This is a genomic window from Desulfitobacterium sp., from assembly GCF_034927245.1.
Classification (GTDB): domain Bacteria; phylum Bacillota; class Desulfitobacteriia; order Desulfitobacteriales; family Desulfitobacteriaceae; genus Desulfitobacterium_A.
This window is the reverse complement of the sequence record NZ_JAYFQK010000016.1, coordinates 1-17,718: the sequence shown is the minus strand read 5'-3', so window position 1 is coordinate 17,718 and position 17,718 is coordinate 1. Positions and strand designations below refer to the sequence as shown.

Below are 17,718 nucleotides of genomic sequence, written 5' to 3'. Positions count from 1 at the left end.
GAACATCTTCAAATACCCCCAAGAAACCGATTTATCTCAATCGTTCAATCAATTACTTCTTTATGCTTAATAATTCAACATTGAGAGATAAATATCCTTCTTATGACGGTCAGGTTAATGGGGTTTTTGCAGTGAAATCATGTTATTACTTTGGAATAAAAATTAGGTTTATAGACTTGCTTAACCAAGTCTATAAACCTAATTTTTCTATCTTATAATCTCTTTAATTTCTGTTCTCCCCTTTTATCTTAAATTTCTTTATTCATAATTTTAATTACTTTCTTTTGTTCCTTAAACCAAATTAACTTCTGTATTTAAAGTCTGTATACTTTGCTTTAAAGATTGTTCAGATACTCTCATTAATATTTCAATTGGTTTCTTTATCGAGTCCAAGTCTAAACTTTTATCTCCTTTTTGCATTGATTCAAACATGGTCAACTGAACATAGCATTGAGCCAGAATCGAGGTTGTATTTGAGATCGCTGAGCGAATTGCTTCAAGTTGAAAAATAATTTCGTCATAAGGTTTCTCATTCTCCATCATTTTAACAACGGCATTCATATGTCCATTAATCGTTTTTAGTCTTTTCAAGATTTCCTTTTCTCTACAATCCACATTGTTATTCAACTCAATCATCTCCTCCTTTTTACTGGCTATGCCATTTATGTCGATAATCATCTAAGGCTACTATAAGTAGCATATGCCCTTATTAAGTGAATAATAAGCTTTTTATTAGCATATGTCAATAAACCTTTTAGATATTGTTCTACTCTTTTAAAGCCTCGCACATAAGCTTACTTAATCTCAAGTTTAGTTATTTAATTTCTGTTCTCTCCTTTGGTCTTAGGGCTTCATTATTTTTCATAAGTGTAGTTACTACCTTTTTTACATTATCATTAACTAACTTATAAATTATTTCTGAGCCGTTTCGGTATCCTTTAATGATGCCTTTTGTTCTTAAGATGCCTACGTGCTTGGAAACTGTGGATTGGGGAAGAGACATACACTCCTTTATTTTCGAAACGTTACAACTATGTTCAAGCAAACCACAAACAATACATAAACGTATGGGATGACTAATGGCCTTTAATACCTCTGCCATTTCTTCTATCTCTTCTGTTACCTTTTCCATGATTGCCCATGTCCTCCTTTCCTTAGCTAGGATACACTAAACTCTTCATTTTGAATATAATAATCTCATCATAATGTCTCTCATTCTCCATCATATTAACAACTGCATTCATTTGTTCCTTAATCGTCTTAAGTCTACCCAAAATTTGTTCATTTTCGGAAGTAGTATTTTTCCACATTTAACCTCTCCCTACTTTTACCTTTAAAAAATCGGATTCGTTAGCGGTTCAGCTATCGAAGAAATCTCATAAGATTCAGTAACAAAATAGCGTAAGTTAAAGACATTGAACCAAAAAGGATCTTTCCGTACTTAGGATTACTCAGACGTTCCACGATCATCGGCAACCCTAAGAAAATAAGAAGAAGGCTTAAAGGTGCAACAATGGGAATCGACCAGGACGGTACCCGGAGCAAAAAGCTTGTATAACCGCTGACTATGATTTTAAAAAAGTTATAGCTCGTATCATAAATTAATATGCCTGTGATGAGAATGGGCAACGTAAGAAAAGCTATGATATCAGCACTACTTAAAGAACCCCTTTTTAATACTTCTCTCATATCTTTGGCCCTCCCTATTTGTGGATATTTTCTCCCGTATGGCATTTATGACAAGAATCAGCATTTTGCTCCTCAGGATTTTCTTTACACTGACTGCTCATGACTTGAGGAATCCTAAAACTTTCACCATTGATCCGACTGTATAAAATCCACTCTTGACCTTGTTGCCGTATAAAAGGCATCGCCTCTCCTTTTTGGGTCATCACAATTGAATCGCCCATTTTTAATTCGGGGAAGACCGGATTTGTGATCTTCTCCTCGAATGCTGGATCATTTAAATCTAAAACTACTTTCGTAAGTGGCTGCTGATTAAGTGTTCCATGACAATCAACACATTGAATATGGACTGCATCATATTGAGAGGTCCATAGCTTACCATCGCCCATGACGTCCTGACGCGTATGACAGTCAATACAGTCCAGGCTAATTTCACATTTTGCAAATAATTCTCCCGGCAAATAATAATCCGCAACACGATTATCCCAAGTCATATTTCCGGTCTGCCAGTCTTCAACAACTTTGGTTAAGTCAGAACGGAAACTAAATTTCATTTGAACGGGATCATGTATTCCCTGGTTATGGCATTGATTGCATTGTGTATAAGGTATTTGTGTAGAAAGCTGATGCGTCATACCATGCCCTGCCTCGTAGCCTCTCATGGCTGTATCGTTTCCTTGGTACATATGTTGCGGATTCGTTAAAACATGACAGACTTCACAGCCTTGAGCTGTATATTGATTTACCATGCTCTGATCTGCCTGTCCTGAATCGGATGGAAGAATACCTTCCCCACCTTGATGGCACATACTCAAGCAATTCTCTTGAAACCCTTTTTCTTTAGGCAATCCTGTCAGGGGATCCGGATAATGAATTGCAACTTCACCCAGGGATAAATTAGGAACGGCATTAGTTTGATCCAGACCATAGGTCATCCTTATTGTGCTGAGTTCTCCCGCCTTCGTTGACATAATTGATGCCTTAACTAAGTCCACCTCATTATTATGCTGCACTGAATTTTTACTGTGACAGGCTTCACCATTAGGGCCTACACTACCACAACTTAAAGAAGCTACATCAAGTGAACCAGGATGACCTGCCCCCAGCATATGAGCATGCGCCGTAGCTTTATCTACGGACAAGGGATTACCTCCATGACATACCGTGCAACCGAAAGTATTGCTTGGGTGTGAAGATGAAATTTCTTCGATACCGATGTGACAGGTTTTACAACGTTCAACTTGTCCATTAGGAAGAACGATATTCACAATTTCGGGCTTGCGTTCTTTCAGACTGTCCAGTTCAGTTTGTATTTCTGTCCTAACTTTTTCGTCGTGACTTCTCGTCAATAAACTTTGTAATTGTTTTTTTTGATTATTGATATACTCCTGTTGATAATGAGCCCAGGAAGGCTTTTTTTCTTGCTGTAACACTAAAGAAATGATGAGAAGTAAAAATAAAGTAGCCACCCAAATTTTCTTTTCCATTACAAAGTCACCTGTTCTTTGAACATAAAACCAATAAGCAAGATTAATATAGTCCCACTCAAAATCGCAATTAAGACTCTTGTCATCCTATCTCCTATAAACGCGTTAATCCAAGGCAAAAATGCGAGAGTTAGTATGAAAATTACGGGAAAAAAAATTGCCGATATCCAAGGGGAAAAATAGAATAATAGAAATTGAACAGGTCCAAAAATCCAAGGTGCAGCAGCCTGACCGACGAGAGGTGCCTGACCGCTTGTCCCCACTTCAGGCCCAATTGCAAGCGCAAGCAATAGGCTCAAAGCCATATAAAGCAGAATTGCCAATTCTTCTTTTTCAATTAGTATTCGAATCGGTAAGCGTTTCATAACAACTCTCCTTTCTACAATGGTCGTACTCCGCCATCTCGTCTAACTCTCCAAAAATGATAAAGTTGAAGTCCCAAGGCAATTACCGGAAGTCCCACACAATGCCACACATAAACCATAAGTGTGCTTCCGCTTAGAGGAGAAGGTTTACCAAAAAATATCTGTGCAATGGGTTGGCCCATCATCGGAATAAGTTGACTAAGATGCACCGCCACATTTGCTGCTGCCCCGCTCTCCTGTGAACCTCGCAATAGATAACCCGTAAAATCCATAAATAGTGTTAGTAATAAGAGCCCGATTCCCACAAGCCAGTTTAATTGTTTAGGGGGTTTATAGGAGTGGGTCCAAACAACGCGAATCATATGCATGCTCACGCTGATAACCATGATTTGACCTGACCAATAGTGCCAATTGCGAAGGATTGCTCCGTATGGAATGACCGAAGATAGATTAAGCAGGCTGCTAAACGCGGAATTCTCACCGGGTTGATAATGAAACATGAGGAGAACACCAGTTATAGCTAAAACAAGGAAGGATAAAGCAGATAAACCGCCTAAGCAAAAGGTTGAAACAAACTTTAAAGCAGCCTCCGAGACAAAACGGGGATGAATATGACTAATAAAGGTCGTTCGTTCACCCTTGTTCTGGATTATTTCAGTCTGTTTTAATGAGTTATCCTCTTTTTTTGGCACGTTCATCTATTCTCACCTGCTCATTCATTTGGATCAATAACGAACCATCTTGCTTAATCTCAACGGCAACCCGGGGTAAAGCCCTGGGAGCAGGTCCACTAATTGGCCTTCCTTCTTCATCAAAGATACTACCATGACAGGGGCATTCCCACTGTTTCTTTTCCGGATGATAACGTACCTCACAGCCCAGATGAGTACAACTTGCCACTAAAGCCATGACCCCTGCTTGATCTCGTTTCAGCCAGACTCGTGTACTCGGTACATTTTCCCAGGGGTTATCCATTTCCGGCTGTTTTTTCACTGAAACGATAGGAGACTGTACCTGATCTTCATCGCTGGCCAAATATTGAAACAGAGGGCCTAGGGCCATAGCTCCTGCAGTGATTACCCCAACCCAAGACAGGCGGAGAAGGATTTCACGTCGTGTGTAATACCAACTTTGCTTCATTGTCTTAACACCTACTCCTACCCTAGGCCTTAACCCTTTTAAGATAAAACTGCTCCCAAGCCTCAGGTTTTCTTTCCCGTTGTCCTTCTGATTCATAAAGCTTAATACATTGATCAAGCGTCCATGCCCGATTGCTGAGCAAATACTCCTCAAACCGAGTAAGAACTTCTGAATCCCAATAGGAGGGGGGAATAAGACTACTCCGTTGTAAATTTAGAAATTCCCGCTGAAATTGGTGCATCGTTTCTGAATGTACCTTTTCCCACTTCTTTCCTAGAAGGGTAGGGCGGAGAAAGTAAAATATCCAGCGAATTAGCGGCGGCGCTTCGGGGCCAAACCGTTTATACCGTGTTCCTAGGTTAAAGAGCGCGTTTAATTTCTGACGGGTGAACTGGATATTATCGAGCAAAATCATATCTTTCGCCCCTCCCTCGTTATTGAAAAGTCTACCTTGAGCTAATTAATTCGCTAATTAATCCACCTGCTTAGTTGTCCTGCATACGTTATGACATACCGAACAAAGAAACCTCCAAGCAATACCAATAAACTACTGCCCAATGTAGTGGGTAAGGCCCACCTTAATTGAATTCGTCCCTTAAGCTCCAGCAATTCAAGACCAAGCGGAAGAAGCAGGCCACAAACGACAATCATAAGCCAAAACATCCAGGCATACGATCCGAAGAGTAAAGAACTAATGGCCAACTTTTGAGATTCAGAAGCCGCAAATAGTGTCAATATTATTCCTAAAAAGAGAGCTAATTCAACGAGGATAAGAATCATATCTACTAAGGTCAAAACATGCAATTCATGATGTTGGATTCGATTCTTATGGCTGAGCGTGGCGGTTAAAATGACTGCAGCTACTCCTGTTGAAAGTGCAGAAACCAAAAAGAGTATCGGCAGGAGTAGTGTATCCCACAAAGGACGCATGGCCTCGGCAAGTAAGAATCCTGTATAGGAGGCAACGATTAAAGAAAGTATAGGCATTAATTGGGCCAAGATTCTTTGCCATTTTTCAATTTCAGCTGGCCATTTAATGGGACGATAACGGTCGGGCAGCCACAGATATAAGTTCACAAAACTTAATGCAGCAAACAAGAGGATAGCCCAACTGCCATATGACATCGCAGATCTTACTTGTAACGTTAAAAATAGCCGATAAAAGTTAAAAGGGCTGCCCAAATCCAGTAATAACATCCCTGTCCCGAAGGAAATCGGGAAAGGAGTCACATACGCGCCCCAACGGATGATGCGCCCATACTTTTCTCTATCTTTTAAAAGGGCTAGATTCGATGTCATCATGGACCCTGCGCTTAGTCCCGCTGTAAAGAGGTAGATCACAATCATTAACCCCCAGGGTATTTCTGTTTTCATAGGATCCTCCTTAAGCTTCTTATTTTCCTTCCGGAATTTCCGGAACGGCCACATCAATATAGTAAATATTCGGTCCTGTTCCTAATTCAGTTAACAGTTGTCGAGAAGGATACGTTGCAAGTAATTTGGCAACTACACTTTCAGGATCATTGAGATTTCCTGCTTGTCGAGCCTTTCCGAGACAGGTTTGAACACAAGCAGGTTTCAAGCCCTGTTGCAAACGATGTAAACATAAAGTACATTTGTCAGCCTTCCCTGTCTCCGCATTGATAAAACGCGCCTCATACGGACAAGCCGTCAGGCAATACTTACACCCAATACATTTTTCATGATCCACAATAACAATCCCGTCAGAACGCTTCTGCGAGGCACCTGTCGGACAAACCCTAACACAAGGCGGATTATCACAATGCATACAGTTTCCGGGTTCGAACATTTGCTTCACTTCAGGGAACTGACCCTTAACTCCACTATCTTTCACCCAGTTACGGGTATTCCCAAGGGGTACCTCATTTTCTGCGCGGCACGCAACCATACAAGCATCACAATCGATGCAACGCGATGTAATGATAACAAATCCCATGCGAACTTCCATGTTTTTCCTCCTAAGCTTTGATCACAGTTACGAAAGTCTCGCTTAAGGCCGAACCTCCGGAAATAGGATCCGCTAAAGATTTGTGCAAGGCGGAATCACTTGCTCCTAAACCATAGGCCTTTCGTAAACCTTTACTAACGTGACCGAATCCACTTACCATAAAAACACAGTCTGACCGTATTCCTTCGGTGACATGCGCCTTGATCCGAACTTTGCCGACCTCACTCTCGACGATGACCTCTTCATCTTCGTTCACACCGAGTTTAGCCGCAACCGAGGTATGGAGCCACAGTTTATTTTCAGGGAAAAGCTCCAATAACCAGCTGTTATTCTGGGTAAACATTTGTGAATGTTGAGCAGTCTTCCCGGTCAATAGATAATAATGATCCTCATCAGGCCGAGGAGGGTCGACCCAGTTGGGGACAGCCTTCTTGCCCATTTGTTCCATAATGCTTGATGAAATCTCAATTTTTCCGCTTGTTGTTTGGAAATTAAAGTCTTTGGAATGATCTTTTCGGAAGTTCTGAACTTCATAGTACCCTTTCTCTTTCAGCTCCTCTAAGCTAATCGGGAAAGGCCTAAGTTGTTTTTGAAGTAAATCAGTCTCATCTTTGTAGGGAAGAAAATCTCCTAAACCTAGATGATCAGCCAATTCCTTATAAATCATTAAGCTGCTTTTGGTATCATAAAGCGTATCAATCACCGGTTGACGAAGGAAAATCTTATTACCGATCGGCACCAGTCCATCGTAACGTTCGAGATAGCTCGATTCGGGTAAAATAACATCAGCATAATAAGCCGTGTCATTCGCCTGGATATCCACAACTGCAACAAAATCCAGCTTCATCAGCGCATTAATGGTTTTCTGCCTTTCTGGAATTGACAGAACAGGGTTTTGCCGGGAAATCAACCATCCCTTTGCCTCATAGGGTTTCCCGGCTAAGATATTATCCCGCATCGTCTGAATAACACCATAAGCCATTGGAACCATAGGGTATTGCCATGGCACACCGTCTAACCTCATTCCTTGTGCTGTTGGAAACTGCGGATGCCCCAGTTCTCCAAGTTTAACGGTATTAATCTCCTGATCGGGAATCAGCCCACCGGGTTGCGCCCAATTCCCTACCAACGCATTTAGAACTGCAATGGAACGTTCCGTTTGGAAGGAATTAATAAAATTCGAGCTTCGCCAGTTCGGATGCGCAATGGCCTGCGGCGCAGCCCCCGCAAATTCCCGAGCAATGCGTTCAATGGTTGCTGCCGGAATTTCACATTGTTTCTCTGCCCACTCCGGCGTGTATTTCTCAACTTCTTGAGTAAGGGCTTCAAAACCTTGGGTATATTTTAAAATAAAGGCTTCATTATAGCTCTTTTCCTTAATAATAACGTGGATCATCGCCAGGAAGAATGCTGAATCTGTTCCCGGCCGAATGGGTAACCATTCCGCCTTTGCGGCCGTCTTAGAAAACCTCGGATCTAAAACCACAACCTTGGCTCCGCGCGCAATCAACTCGATCATTTCTTGCGTTTCGTTATTGGAAATTCCTTCAGCCAAGTTACGACCGGTAAAGATCATATATTTACAGTTGCTATAGTCAGTACCAGGTTGGGGGACTCCAAAAGTATAGAGAAAGCCTGTTGTTGTCGCGTTAAAGCATAGGCTTCGCTGCGTACCATAATTCGGAGTCCCATACGCTTTTAAGAGGACCTCAAAGAAGGGCTGTGACAGGTTATCCGTAGAGTTAAAGATCATGGCTTTAGCGCCATATTTCTCCTTAATTTGCTTCATTTGATCCGCAGTATAGCTTAAGGCCTCATCCCAAGACGCCTCGCGCCATAAGCCGCTTCCCCTAGCGCCAGCTCTAATCATGGGAAACTGGATACGATCTGGGCTATACACTGTTTCGATACCTGCATTCCCCCGCGGGCAAAGCTTGCCGAAATTATTCGGGTGAACCGGATTACCTTCGAGCTTTTTTATGACTCCATTCTCTACACGAGCAATAACCCCGCATCGCCAAACACATTGTTCACATATGGTAGGAATGTAAGTTACATTTGACTGCTCCTGCTGAGTAACCGCTAGACCCGAGGCAGGGTTCGTTAAGCCGCCCTTGCCAGCAGCCACTCCCATTGCAAGAGTTGCAATGCTTCCTTTAATAAAACTTCTGCGGTTAAAGAGTTGATCCCAAGTATAGACTTTTGACACTTTCCACCCTCCTTTCATCGGGAAGAAGAAGCTTCTGTATTTGGATGTTCCATTATTTTTGACCCCACATAGAAGACCAGAGTTATTAAGATAAACATTGCCACAAACAGCCAGTGATTGACTTGAAATAAATCTTCTAAGGTCTTAGTTCCAAAGGAACTGATCGTAGATATCTTTAAAAACACGGATTGATAAGTTACTCCAAATAAAACTCCACCCGTTAAGAATCCTAAAACTCCGGGAATTAAATAGTCTAGATTGCCCTGACCACAACCTGTGATCAATGTACCCGGTCAGGTGCCTGCCATGGCCATGCCCACTCCAAAAATAAGACCACCTACTAAATTTCCAGCAACATAGGTTGAAGGAACTTGGTCTAATTGGAGAAAACCCAAATCTTTTAAACCATAAACGCCCACAAGCCCGACACAAATCCCTGTCATCATAAACTTCATGATCGTGTTATCTTTAAACCGAAATTGATTGACAATTTTATCGTAGTGACCCAGGCCTGCCTTCTGAAGGGCAAAGGCAAAGAAAAATCCAATAATGAGTGGAACAATAACGGAATTGATCATTAGTATCTCCTCCCATACAGAATTTTGGTCGTGATAATACCAGATACAAACAACCCAGCAATAAAGATAAGCCCCGCCGGTGAAAGCTGCATTGTTCCAGAAATAGCCAAACCGCTCGTACAACCTCCAGCAATTCCAGCTGCATATTCGATAATGATACCGCCAATAAAAATCATCATCCAGCGTTTAACCTTACTGGGCCCGAACGTTTCAATCCACTGCTTATCCGGCATCATTCTCAGCTTAAAATCCTTTGACCATTTACTCGCCGTAAAAGACCCTAATAGCATCCCTATAAACAAAATCATTTGAAAACTAACAACGGGCGGCATTTGATATTTAAAATACATTGTTTTTGCCCAACCTAAATTCAACGCATTACCAATTATACTATCTAAGCTCTCGATCCCACCGGATGAACCAATTGTTTTATCCGCAACTACGTATGAAAAAATAGCTGTGATCCCGAGAAGGACCCCTGCGGCCCAAGGCGACCAAGTCTTTTTCTCCATCGTTCCATTAAAGGACATGGTCCTTCCCCTCCTTATCGATAGTCGACTCGCTTTGATTCTCTTTACGATTTCTTCGCTCTAATTGCTCGTTTATTTCCATAACTGTTTTTAGATCCGTATGCAGCAGTCGCTTAATTAACTGTTGCCCTTCAACCGGCAAGTCGTGAAGATCAACCCAATCTCCCTTACGTTTGAAATAAGCCCAAGGCCATACACCCTTTTTCCAACGCCAAACAGCCGCAATTAAAACAAGAAGAAGGATAATATTGAAGGCACCCATAGCCCAAGATAACCACGATACCTTATTTCTCCATTTATTGAAGTCAATTACGTCATAATTCGGATTTTCACTTGATGGTATTTGTGTCGCAGCCGCTGAAACAGTCACTGTAGTTGAGGCTTGACCTGTTGGCTCTGTATTTCCTGAAGCTGATCCATTAGATGGGGCCGCTGGGTTGCTGCCGATTGAGGAATCCCCTCCATATTTAGCCACCCTCGCGGCAGTGTCTGAAGGATGGCAAGATGCACAAGTATCTCCTGACATCTCGAGAGGTTTAGCTATAAGTCCTTGATGCGCTTGGGTCTTATCGTTCGTAGTGGCTACCCCCAAATGGCAAGCTTGACAAAAGTCCCCAAAGGCATGTTGAGTATGCCAGTCCCCTTTTTTTGAAACAGAAAGTTCCCCTTTAATTTCATGACATGTTTTACAAGAAGATGTCGAAGCCCCACAAGCAGCCCCCACTTTTTGTGGCTGCCAAACAAGGATAAGGCCCAAAATGAGTAGCAATAGTCCCCAGTTTACAGCTAAGTGGATCCTCCATTTCCCTTTCATATGTCCCCAACTCCTTAACTTATTAACTTTATCTGACGATATAATTTATTATTGAAATAACCACCTCCAATTTTTATCAACGATACACGCAAATTCGAACTGCTAAATAGTAAATGATAAATTTCACTTCTATATGATGTAAATGGCATATGCCCTTATTGCAAGGAGATAATAAACCCTTTATTAGCATATGTCAATAAACTGTTTTTGTTTTTCTTTAAAAAATACGAAATAAAAAAAGACTACTTTAGAGGGTACGTCTTAGGGATTTTTAATCCCGGAAAATACAAATAGTGAAAATGTTTATATCAGTGGTGACAACCTTGATGGTTTAAAGCATCTGCTTAAGTCTTATGCAGGACAGGTTAAGTGTATCTACATCGATATAATCACTACGAAAACGGTACAATTTAATTACCCTATTTTGAAGGCTTCCTAAAGGGGGTTAAGGTTCAAAAAAGGGAGAATAGTTATTGACATATGTCAGAAACGAGGTATACTAAGAATTAAAAATGACATATGTCAATAACTATAAGGGGGTGAATAGCATGCCAAGAAGGGATGGAACCGGCCCGATGGGCGCTGGGTCAATGACTGGAAAAGGTTTAGGGCTTTGCACAGGTGCTAATGCGGTAAAGTATGGAGCTGGTCCCGGAATGGGATTGGGATTAGGTTTTGCAATTAATCAGACTTCCTCAAAAACACAAAAAGAACTGCTCCACGAACAGAAAACCATGCTGCAAGATCGACTCGAAGTCATTGATAAGCAATTAGAGAACTTATAATGGGCATCAGGGATAACCGGAGGACGCTCTGGTTATCCCTGATTAGAAGTGAGGTGATAAGATTATGCCAAGACCGATGAAGTGGAGAAAAATCTGCTGCTTACCTGAGAGCAATAAATTTGGGCCTCTTGATTCACCTTCAGATTCAGAAAACTTTGTACATATGACAGTGGACGAGTATGAAACCATACGGCTTATCGATTTAGAGGGTTTTACACAAGAAGAGTGTGCCAACCAGATGAATGTCGCTCGTACCACCGTTCAAGGCATTTATATCGAGGCTAGAAAAAAGCTGGCTGAATCATTAGTAAATGGAAAGGTGCTATTTATTGAGGGTGGTGAATACCGACTTTGTGAAGGATTAGGGAATGGTTGCGGCCGTGGCTGTCATAAGCATAGGCGTGGTCGATGCTTTACCGATAATGAGGATCGAAGTGACTGATTATATATTCTGAAAAATCAATTGAACATTTTATGTGTCCTTAAAATGCTTGTAGTCTGCCAGATGCCGAAGGCAGCTTTGGTAACCCCTCATGCGGGGGTTATTTGACCATTTATTTTTTAAACAAAAACAGAACGGAGGATTCTTATGAAAATAGCAATTCCAGTAGATGAGAAAACCTTGGAGTCGAACGTATGTGCATCCTTTGGACGTACTCCCTATTTTCTTATTTACGATGCAGAAACTAAGGAAAGTGTATTTATCGATAACAACGCGGCAGCAAGCACAGGTGGTGCCGGGATTAAAGCTGCACAAACGATAGTAGATAACAAGGCAAATGTTTTGCTCACTCCCCGATGCGGAGAAAATGCTGCCGACGTACTCAAATCTGCTGATATTAAAATATTTAAAACGGCGCCCGCCTCGGCAAAGGATAATATTGATGATTTCATTGATGGGAAACTTTCTTTGCTGGATGAAATTCATGCCGGATTTCATGGGCACGGAGGCAATTAATATGAGAATAGCTGTGCTAAGCGGCAAGGGCGGCACAGGAAAAACACTGGTATCGGTGAACTTAGCTGCGATAGCGAAAGCATCGACATATATAGACTGTGATGTAGAAGAACCAAATGGACATCTGCTTTTTAAACCTGAAGGAATTCAGGAGGAAGAAATACCAGTGAAGATCCCAAAGGTGAATCATGAACTATGCAATGGATGCCGAAAATGCATTGATTTTTGTAAATTCAACGCCCTTGCCTATATCAAAAATAAACTGATTGTCTTTGATGAAGTCTGCCATTCCTGCGGCGGCTGCATCATGCTTTGCCCTGAAAAGGCACTAATAGAGAAGGAGAAGATTATTGGCAAAGTTCAAAAAGGAACTTCAAACGCGGTAACGATATACACAGGAATATTAAACACCGGTGAAGCTTCGGGTATTCCTATTATAAAAAGGTTACTTGCCGAGGAAAATCCGGAAGCAAATAAACAGACTTTTATTGACTGTCCTCCCGGAAGCGCCTGTATTGTAATGGAAAGTATCAAAGATGCGGATTACTGTATATTAGTAGCAGAGCCTACATTGTTTGGTGTGCATAACCTCAATATGGTATACAAACTGGTCAAGTTGTTTAATAAGCCATTTGGGGTGGTTCTTAACAAATGTTTGGAAGAAGAAAACCCGGCAGAGAAGTTCTGTTTAGAAAAAAATATTAAGATTTTAGACCGAATTCCATTTGACACTAACCTTGGAACATTGAATTCAAATGCAAAGATTGCCGTTAGAAAAAATAAAAAGTATCGGGATATGTTTTCTTCTCTGCTGAAAACAGTGACAAAGGAGGTGCAGCATGAAACAATTACTAATCCTTAGCGGTAAAGGCGGCACCGGAAAGACCACAATAGCGAGCGCATTTATAAAACTCTCTGACGCCAAGGCATATGCGGATTGTGATGTAGATGCGCCTAACCTGCACCTTATAACCGGGTGGAATTCTGAACCAAAAAAAACAGACTATTATGGGTTGCCAAAAGCGGAGATAAATACAGAACTGTGCATCGAATGCGATCAGTGCAAACAAAACTGCCGATTTGATGCTATTTCAATAGATAAAAAATATAAAGTAGACCCTTTTGCATGTGAAGGCTGCGGCGTTTGTGAGTATGTTTGCCCTGTGGGAGCGATAACTTTGATACCGGCAGTGGTCGGAGAATTGATGCTGTATGCTGATGAGGAAAAAGTATTTTCAACAGCACAACTTAAAACGGGCAGTGGTACTTCTGGAATGCTTGTTACTGAGGTAAAAAAACAGATGAAGTCGGCAGCAGTTGATGTTGAACAGGCCATTATAGATGGCTCTCCCGGGATAGGATGCCCTGTTATTGCATCACTCAGCGGTGTGGATATGGTTTTGATCGTTGCTGAACCTTCCCTTTCAGGTATCAGCGATATGGAGCGAATCATAAAAACGGCGGCGAAATTCGGAACTAAGACAGTAGTATGCATAAACAAATATGACACCAACATTGAAAACACAGAAAAGATTGAAGAGTTTTGTAAAAAACAAGGACTGCCCTTTATCGGGAGGATACCGTTTGACTTGGGCGCAGTGAAAGCTATTAATAATGGTCAAACCATTGTAGACATAGACTGCACATCTGGAATGGCGGTTAAAAAGGTCTACTACAAGACAATGAATTTACTTTTTGAAAAAGGTGGTGGCTAAAAGTCATGCTTATTAAAACTTTAGTGGAAAATACATCTATTTCGGAAGACTATAGTAGCGAGCATGGCCTTAGCCTGTATATAGAAACAAAGAAACACAAAATATTATTTGATGTGGGCGCAAGCGGTTTGTTTATACTTGAACATTTTCATATGCTTAAAGGACGAATGCCCAACTATATGATTGGCGGATTTCATCTTTCCAGCCGCTCTGGCGGAAATGAGGACTTTGATACGATAGATAGAATTGGTAAACACCTAATAGGTACAAAAGCAAAGTATTATACCTGCCATTGTACAGGCATGGGGGCCTATGTGTAAGGCTGAAATCTGCTATGGGTGATGGCATTGATTATCTGTCGGCAGGCAGTGAAATAACAATTTAAAATAAAGGAGTTAAGATTATGAGCGAGAATTGCAATCAAAGCTACAGCAGTTGTTCGGAGGACTGTGCTGAGAGAAAGGAACAGAGAAACGATTTCTCCGAGAAACCACATGAAATGAGCAGCATCAAAAAAGTCATTGGTGTTGTCAGCGGTAAGGGAGGCGTTGGTAAGTCGCTGGTAACCTCCATGCTTGCAGTGACCATGAATAGAATGGGCTTTCATACCGCTATTCTGGATGCGGACGTTACCGGACCTTCTATCCCTAAAGCATTTGGTGTCAAGGAAAAAGCCACCGGCAATGAATTCGGCCTATTCCCTGTTAAAACCAAGACCGGTATTGATATTATGTCTGTTAATTTACTTTTAGAAAATGATACGGATCCGGTTGTCTGGAGAGGGCCGATCATTGCCGGTACAGTTAAGCAGTTTTGGACTGATGTTATCTGGAGCGATGTAGATTTTATGTTCATCGATATGCCACCGGGCACCGGTGATGTCCCCCTTACGGTATTTCAATCTATTGCTGTTGATGGGATTCTTGTTGTGACATCACCACAAGAACTGGTATCAATGATCGTTTTAAAAGCAGTCAAGATGGCCGAAATGATGAATATCCCAATCGTTGGTCTGGTAGAAAACATGTCTTATTTTAAATGCCCTGATAATGATAAAGATTATCAGATATTTGGTGATAGTCACATTGAGGAAATCGCTAATAAGCATAATCTAAGCGTACTTGCAAAATTACCAATTGACCCGAAAATTTCAGTTGCATGTGACAAGGGTATGATAGAGCGTTTCGATGGCAATTGGCTTGATCCGGTTGCAAAAATATTAGAAAAAATGGAGGAAAAATAAAATGATGAAAATTGCTGTAGCAAGCGAAAATGGAATGGTGACTGAGCACTTTGGACATTGCGAAGGATTTATGATTTTTGATGCCGAAAATAATCAAATCATCAAAAGTGAAACCATTGCTAACCCCGGACATAGACCCGGATTTTTGCCTAACTTCTTGAATGATATGGGCGTTAATGTAATTATCTCGGGCGGTATGGGCGGCGGAGCTATCGACATCTTTAATGATAAGAACATCGAGGTTATTGTTGGAGCAAGAGGTAATGCCAAATCAGCGGCAGAAGCGTACCTGCAAGGCTCTCTAAAATCTACTGGTTCCGTTTGCCATGAACATCAGCATCATGATGAATGTGGCGAATAAGATGCTTCCTTGTCGTGCAATTTCGATACATGCATAGTTTTTAGAATCCTATAATTCCTAAATAAATAGCTCCTCACCACTGATTCCTAAAAAACGTGATGAGGAGTTTTCATCTTAGCTTCTTATGCCTGTATCTCCGTGCCGTCCTTAAAGGTGAACCTTGTATCGTCTTTATCATAAACAGTAGCGTAGTCCACAAGGCTGCAAGCACAGCTTTTCATCAAATTCGGTAAGTAGGGTATCTTGCCTGCGGAGTGTGTCGAAGAAAGCATTCATCGTCCTAAGTCTTGTATGCTTGTCGGTGATTTCTTCGGTAACCTCAGTATGGCGAGCCTTGGCAAGGTCAAAGCGGTCAACCAGTCCGTGTATTTGTATCGTGCTTGGTATAATTGAGTCTCAGCCTAAGTATAAAAGAAAGACTGCACTAAAGGTATAATCCTTCGGTACAGTCTATAACTATTAATGGCATATGCTATATATAATTATAGGTTAATTCTGGAGATTGTCAATTGATTAATCTATTTATCTCTGTGCATATATTTTTGGCATTTTGTACAGTGCTTATAACAAATCAATTTATCAGAACCACAATGAGAACACCGCGTTACGTTTTCCTCAAAGGGAACTTCCGTTTCTTTACCACACTCAAGGCATTCAAACTTGCACGGATTCCTTGTATAATATCCTCCTCCTATATATATCGGCCGATCTTCAATGAGAGCCGTTACCATTTTCTTTCTTGCCTCATCAATAATATTTTGAAAGGTTTGACGAGACACTTGCATTTTCTCAGCACATTCCTCCTGATTCAGTCCTTCAATATCTTTAAGTCTCATAGCCTCTAATTCTTCTACTTTAATCTGAATTTCCTCCGCCTCACTGCGCGACGTGCACACTCCTTTGGGACAAGGGGCAAAGTACTTATTCTCATGAACAAATTCTACTGTTCTCCACTTAATGGGCCTAGGCATATCGATCATCCCTCACTACTAATTCGATCTACAAATAATATCAATATATTTTCTTTTAAGATTAACACTCGAAAAATATTTGTCAATTAAAAATATTATTTATTAACTTACTTTTTCGTTATTTAGCTATTAATTTAGTGCTCCACGTTTTCTTTTCTCCCGTTTGCTTCGTATAGTTTAATTCAATTTGATATTTTTCTCCGGACTCAAAAGAAAAAGTGTCCTTACCCTTCGCATTATTCAGTCCGGCTGCAAAGAGATCAAGGTCAACTTGTCCAGATCTTTTGACTCCTGTATCTGGCCCAAGGGGTAACAAACTTCCCTTTTCGTAAATGGACAGATTATACCCGGCTGGTGTCAAATGATTATTAAAGATCCAATCCCATCGCAGTTCTTTACCAAACTCCGAATATCGAATAAAAATAGATTCTAGCATGACCGGTTGAGGTAATTGCATTGTCAGGTGAAAATGGCCATCCATAATTCCATCAGGAGTGGTATCACTCGGGCTCATCACATCGGATTGGGCATCAACCCAAGATGCACTTATATTCTCAGAAGTCAAGAAGGGGTCTTTCTGTCCTTGCGTTGAAGAATCGGGCGACATGGTTGTTTTTTCAGTTGTCATTTGCTCTTGGTTTGGCTGTTCAGTACTTGTTTTACTAGTTGCTTTACTCGTTGTCTTACTCGATCCGCATCCACTCAAAAAGACCATTGTTGCCAAAATCGTAATTAAAAGTAGATTTAAAAATCGATGTTTCATTTATAACTCCTTTTTCAATCCTATACACGTTTATATTACACCACTAAAGTGTATTTTTCACGCTCAAACTAATCCTGCCCTCCGGCAAATACTCCGGAAAAATATCATAGGGGGTCTCTTCCCCATAATGGACGTAACTTAAAG

The 17,718-nt window shown here is 41.1% G+C and carries 25 protein-coding genes; 9 read left to right on the top strand and 16 right to left on the bottom strand.

Going from position 1 to position 17,718, the window contains the following annotated elements; all coding sequences use genetic code 11:
• On the top strand, window positions 1-218 hold a 218-nt coding region (locus VB077_RS04665; RefSeq protein ID WP_323414058.1), incomplete at its 5' end, for a hypothetical protein.
• Window positions 219-291: 73 nt separating this feature from the next.
• Here the strand turns inward: VB077_RS04665 and VB077_RS04660 are convergent.
• From VB077_RS04660 to VB077_RS04595, 14 genes are all read right to left on the bottom strand, one after another.
• Window positions 292-627: a metal-sensitive transcriptional regulator gene (locus VB077_RS04660; protein WP_323414057.1), complete on the bottom strand. Its 336-nt coding sequence runs from the start codon at window positions 625-627 to the stop codon at window positions 292-294.
• A gap of 187 nt (window positions 628-814) precedes the next feature.
• The gene (locus VB077_RS04655) at window positions 815-1,132 is read right to left on the bottom strand and encodes a metalloregulator ArsR/SmtB family transcription factor (protein WP_323414056.1); all 318 of its coding nucleotides are present in this window, start codon (window positions 1,130-1,132) and stop codon (window positions 815-817) included.
• A 230-nt stretch (window positions 1,133-1,362) separates the two neighbouring features.
• A complete protein-coding gene (locus VB077_RS04650) occupies window positions 1,363-1,689 on the bottom strand; it encodes a hypothetical protein (RefSeq protein WP_323414055.1) in 327 nt (108 codons plus the stop codon).
• A gap of 14 nt (window positions 1,690-1,703) precedes the next feature.
• Window positions 1,704-3,173 carry a cytochrome c3 family protein gene (locus VB077_RS04645; RefSeq protein ID WP_323414054.1) on the bottom strand — a complete coding sequence of 490 codons (1,470 nt, stop codon included), beginning with the start codon at window positions 3,171-3,173 and terminating at the stop codon, window positions 1,704-1,706.
• A complete protein-coding gene (locus VB077_RS04640; protein WP_323414053.1) occupies window positions 3,173-3,538 on the bottom strand; it encodes a hypothetical protein in 366 nt (121 codons plus the stop codon). Before VB077_RS04640 ends, VB077_RS04645 begins: the two co-directional genes overlap by 1 nt.
• Before the next feature lie 14 nt (window positions 3,539-3,552).
• Window positions 3,553-4,236: a cytochrome b N-terminal domain-containing protein gene (locus tag VB077_RS04635; RefSeq protein WP_323414052.1), complete on the bottom strand. Its 684-nt coding sequence runs from the start codon at window positions 4,234-4,236 to the stop codon at window positions 3,553-3,555.
• Complete coding sequence (locus tag VB077_RS04630) at window positions 4,211-4,678, bottom strand: ubiquinol-cytochrome c reductase iron-sulfur subunit (RefSeq protein WP_323414051.1); 468 nt, start codon at window positions 4,676-4,678, stop codon at window positions 4,211-4,213. The genes VB077_RS04635 and VB077_RS04630 overlap by 26 nt, the downstream gene beginning before the upstream one ends.
• A 22-nt stretch (window positions 4,679-4,700) precedes the next feature.
• Window positions 4,701-5,093 carry a hypothetical protein gene (locus tag VB077_RS04625; protein WP_323414050.1) on the bottom strand — a complete coding sequence of 131 codons (393 nt, stop codon included), beginning with the start codon at window positions 5,091-5,093 and terminating at the stop codon, window positions 4,701-4,703.
• Between the two features lie 53 nt (window positions 5,094-5,146).
• On the bottom strand, window positions 5,147-6,052 hold the full coding sequence (nrfD, locus tag VB077_RS04620; RefSeq protein WP_323414049.1) for an NrfD/PsrC family molybdoenzyme membrane anchor subunit: 906 nt from the start codon (window positions 6,050-6,052) through the stop codon (window positions 5,147-5,149).
• A 19-nt stretch (window positions 6,053-6,071) separates the two neighbouring features.
• A complete protein-coding gene (locus VB077_RS04615; RefSeq protein WP_323414048.1) occupies window positions 6,072-6,647 on the bottom strand; it encodes a 4Fe-4S dicluster domain-containing protein in 576 nt (191 codons plus the stop codon).
• Between the two features lie 10 nt (window positions 6,648-6,657).
• Complete coding sequence (locus VB077_RS04610; protein WP_323414047.1) at window positions 6,658-8,856, bottom strand: molybdopterin-dependent oxidoreductase; 2,199 nt, start codon at window positions 8,854-8,856, stop codon at window positions 6,658-6,660.
• Window positions 8,857-8,870: 14 nt separating this feature from the next.
• On the bottom strand, window positions 8,871-9,434 hold the full coding sequence (locus tag VB077_RS04605; protein WP_416337031.1) for a YeeE/YedE thiosulfate transporter family protein: 564 nt from the start codon (window positions 9,432-9,434) through the stop codon (window positions 8,871-8,873).
• Window positions 9,434-9,964, bottom strand: coding sequence for a YeeE/YedE thiosulfate transporter family protein (locus tag VB077_RS04600; RefSeq protein WP_323414046.1), 531 nt, complete (start codon window positions 9,962-9,964; stop codon window positions 9,434-9,436). Before VB077_RS04600 ends, VB077_RS04605 begins: the two co-directional genes overlap by 1 nt.
• The gene (locus tag VB077_RS04595; protein ID WP_323414045.1) at window positions 9,954-10,778 is read right to left on the bottom strand and encodes a hypothetical protein; all 825 of its coding nucleotides are present in this window, start codon (window positions 10,776-10,778) and stop codon (window positions 9,954-9,956) included. Before VB077_RS04595 ends, VB077_RS04600 begins: the two co-directional genes overlap by 11 nt.
• A 548-nt stretch (window positions 10,779-11,326) precedes the next feature.
• On the opposite strand from VB077_RS04595, the gene VB077_RS04590 reads away from it, so the two are divergent.
• From VB077_RS04590 to VB077_RS04555, 8 genes are all read left to right on the top strand, one after another.
• Window positions 11,327-11,563, top strand: coding sequence for a DUF5320 domain-containing protein (locus tag VB077_RS04590; RefSeq protein ID WP_323414044.1), 237 nt, complete (start codon window positions 11,327-11,329; stop codon window positions 11,561-11,563).
• Window positions 11,564-11,627: 64 nt separating this feature from the next.
• Window positions 11,628-12,005 (top strand): DUF134 domain-containing protein, encoded by a 378-nt coding sequence (locus tag VB077_RS04585; RefSeq protein ID WP_323414043.1) that lies wholly within the window; start codon window positions 11,628-11,630, stop codon window positions 12,003-12,005.
• Window positions 12,006-12,152: 147 nt separating this feature from the next.
• Entirely contained in the window at window positions 12,153-12,521 is a 369-nt protein-coding gene (locus VB077_RS04580) for a NifB/NifX family molybdenum-iron cluster-binding protein (protein ID WP_323414042.1), read from the top strand.
• Window position 12,522: 1 nt separating this feature from the next.
• Window positions 12,523-13,383 (top strand): ATP-binding protein, encoded by an 861-nt coding sequence (locus VB077_RS04575; protein WP_323414041.1) that lies wholly within the window; start codon window positions 12,523-12,525, stop codon window positions 13,381-13,383.
• Window positions 13,361-14,236: an ATP-binding protein gene (locus VB077_RS04570; protein WP_323414040.1), complete on the top strand. Its 876-nt coding sequence runs from the start codon at window positions 13,361-13,363 to the stop codon at window positions 14,234-14,236. Before VB077_RS04575 ends, VB077_RS04570 begins: the two co-directional genes overlap by 23 nt.
• A 5-nt stretch (window positions 14,237-14,241) precedes the next feature.
• Complete coding sequence (locus VB077_RS04565) at window positions 14,242-14,556, top strand: hypothetical protein (protein WP_323414039.1); 315 nt, start codon at window positions 14,242-14,244, stop codon at window positions 14,554-14,556.
• Window positions 14,557-14,639: 83 nt separating this feature from the next.
• Window positions 14,640-15,479, top strand: coding sequence for an Mrp/NBP35 family ATP-binding protein (locus tag VB077_RS04560; RefSeq protein WP_323414038.1), 840 nt, complete (start codon window positions 14,640-14,642; stop codon window positions 15,477-15,479).
• A gap of 1 nt (window position 15,480) precedes the next feature.
• Entirely contained in the window at window positions 15,481-15,840 is a 360-nt protein-coding gene (locus tag VB077_RS04555) for a NifB/NifX family molybdenum-iron cluster-binding protein (protein WP_323414037.1), read from the top strand.
• Between the two features lie 518 nt (window positions 15,841-16,358).
• On the opposite strand, the gene VB077_RS04550 is transcribed toward VB077_RS04555, so the two are convergent.
• Together VB077_RS04550 and VB077_RS04545 are read right to left on the bottom strand one after the other, a co-directional pair.
• Window positions 16,359-16,811 carry a DUF134 domain-containing protein gene (locus tag VB077_RS04550; protein WP_323414036.1) on the bottom strand — a complete coding sequence of 151 codons (453 nt, stop codon included), beginning with the start codon at window positions 16,809-16,811 and terminating at the stop codon, window positions 16,359-16,361.
• Window positions 16,812-16,929: 118 nt separating this feature from the next.
• Window positions 16,930-17,574 carry a hypothetical protein gene (locus tag VB077_RS04545; protein ID WP_323414035.1) on the bottom strand — a complete coding sequence of 215 codons (645 nt, stop codon included), beginning with the start codon at window positions 17,572-17,574 and terminating at the stop codon, window positions 16,930-16,932.
• Window positions 17,575-17,718 lie beyond the last annotated feature (144 nt).

Excerpts from the sequence above, each read along its gene's own strand:
- VB077_RS04655 (WP_323414056.1), bottom strand. The coding sequence starts at position 1,132 with ATGGAAAAGGTAACAGAAGAGATAGAAGAAATGGCAGAGGTATTAAAG.
- VB077_RS04650 (WP_323414055.1), bottom strand. The coding sequence starts at position 1,689 with ATGAGAGAAGTATTAAAAAGGGGTTCTTTAAGTAGTGCTGATATCATA.
- VB077_RS04645 (WP_323414054.1), bottom strand. The coding sequence starts at position 3,173 with ATGGAAAAGAAAATTTGGGTGGCTACTTTATTTTTACTTCTCATCATT.
- VB077_RS04640 (WP_323414053.1), bottom strand. The coding sequence starts at position 3,538 with ATGAAACGCTTACCGATTCGAATACTAATTGAAAAAGAAGAATTGGCA.
- VB077_RS04635 (WP_323414052.1), bottom strand. The coding sequence starts at position 4,236 with ATGAACGTGCCAAAAAAAGAGGATAACTCATTAAAACAGACTGAAATA.
- VB077_RS04630 (WP_323414051.1), bottom strand. The coding sequence starts at position 4,678 with ATGAAGCAAAGTTGGTATTACACACGACGTGAAATCCTTCTCCGCCTG.
- VB077_RS04625 (WP_323414050.1), bottom strand. The coding sequence starts at position 5,093 with ATGATTTTGCTCGATAATATCCAGTTCACCCGTCAGAAATTAAACGCG.
- nrfD (WP_323414049.1), bottom strand. The coding sequence starts at position 6,052 with ATGAAAACAGAAATACCCTGGGGGTTAATGATTGTGATCTACCTCTTT.
- VB077_RS04615 (WP_323414048.1), bottom strand. The coding sequence starts at position 6,647 with ATGGAAGTTCGCATGGGATTTGTTATCATTACATCGCGTTGCATCGAT.
- VB077_RS04600 (WP_323414046.1), bottom strand. The coding sequence starts at position 9,964 with ATGTCCTTTAATGGAACGATGGAGAAAAAGACTTGGTCGCCTTGGGCC.
- VB077_RS04595 (WP_323414045.1), bottom strand. The coding sequence starts at position 10,778 with ATGAAAGGGAAATGGAGGATCCACTTAGCTGTAAACTGGGGACTATTG.
- VB077_RS04590 (WP_323414044.1), top strand. The coding sequence starts at position 11,327 with ATGCCAAGAAGGGATGGAACCGGCCCGATGGGCGCTGGGTCAATGACT.
- VB077_RS04585 (WP_323414043.1), top strand. The coding sequence starts at position 11,628 with ATGCCAAGACCGATGAAGTGGAGAAAAATCTGCTGCTTACCTGAGAGC.
- VB077_RS04580 (WP_323414042.1), top strand. The coding sequence starts at position 12,153 with ATGAAAATAGCAATTCCAGTAGATGAGAAAACCTTGGAGTCGAACGTA.
- VB077_RS04575 (WP_323414041.1), top strand. The coding sequence starts at position 12,523 with ATGAGAATAGCTGTGCTAAGCGGCAAGGGCGGCACAGGAAAAACACTG.
- VB077_RS04570 (WP_323414040.1), top strand. The coding sequence starts at position 13,361 with ATGAAACAATTACTAATCCTTAGCGGTAAAGGCGGCACCGGAAAGACC.
- VB077_RS04565 (WP_323414039.1), top strand. The coding sequence starts at position 14,242 with ATGCTTATTAAAACTTTAGTGGAAAATACATCTATTTCGGAAGACTAT.
- VB077_RS04560 (WP_323414038.1), top strand. The coding sequence starts at position 14,640 with ATGAGCGAGAATTGCAATCAAAGCTACAGCAGTTGTTCGGAGGACTGT.
- VB077_RS04555 (WP_323414037.1), top strand. The coding sequence starts at position 15,481 with ATGATGAAAATTGCTGTAGCAAGCGAAAATGGAATGGTGACTGAGCAC.
- VB077_RS04550 (WP_323414036.1), bottom strand. The coding sequence starts at position 16,811 with ATGCCTAGGCCCATTAAGTGGAGAACAGTAGAATTTGTTCATGAGAAT.
- VB077_RS04545 (WP_323414035.1), bottom strand. The coding sequence starts at position 17,574 with ATGAAACATCGATTTTTAAATCTACTTTTAATTACGATTTTGGCAACA.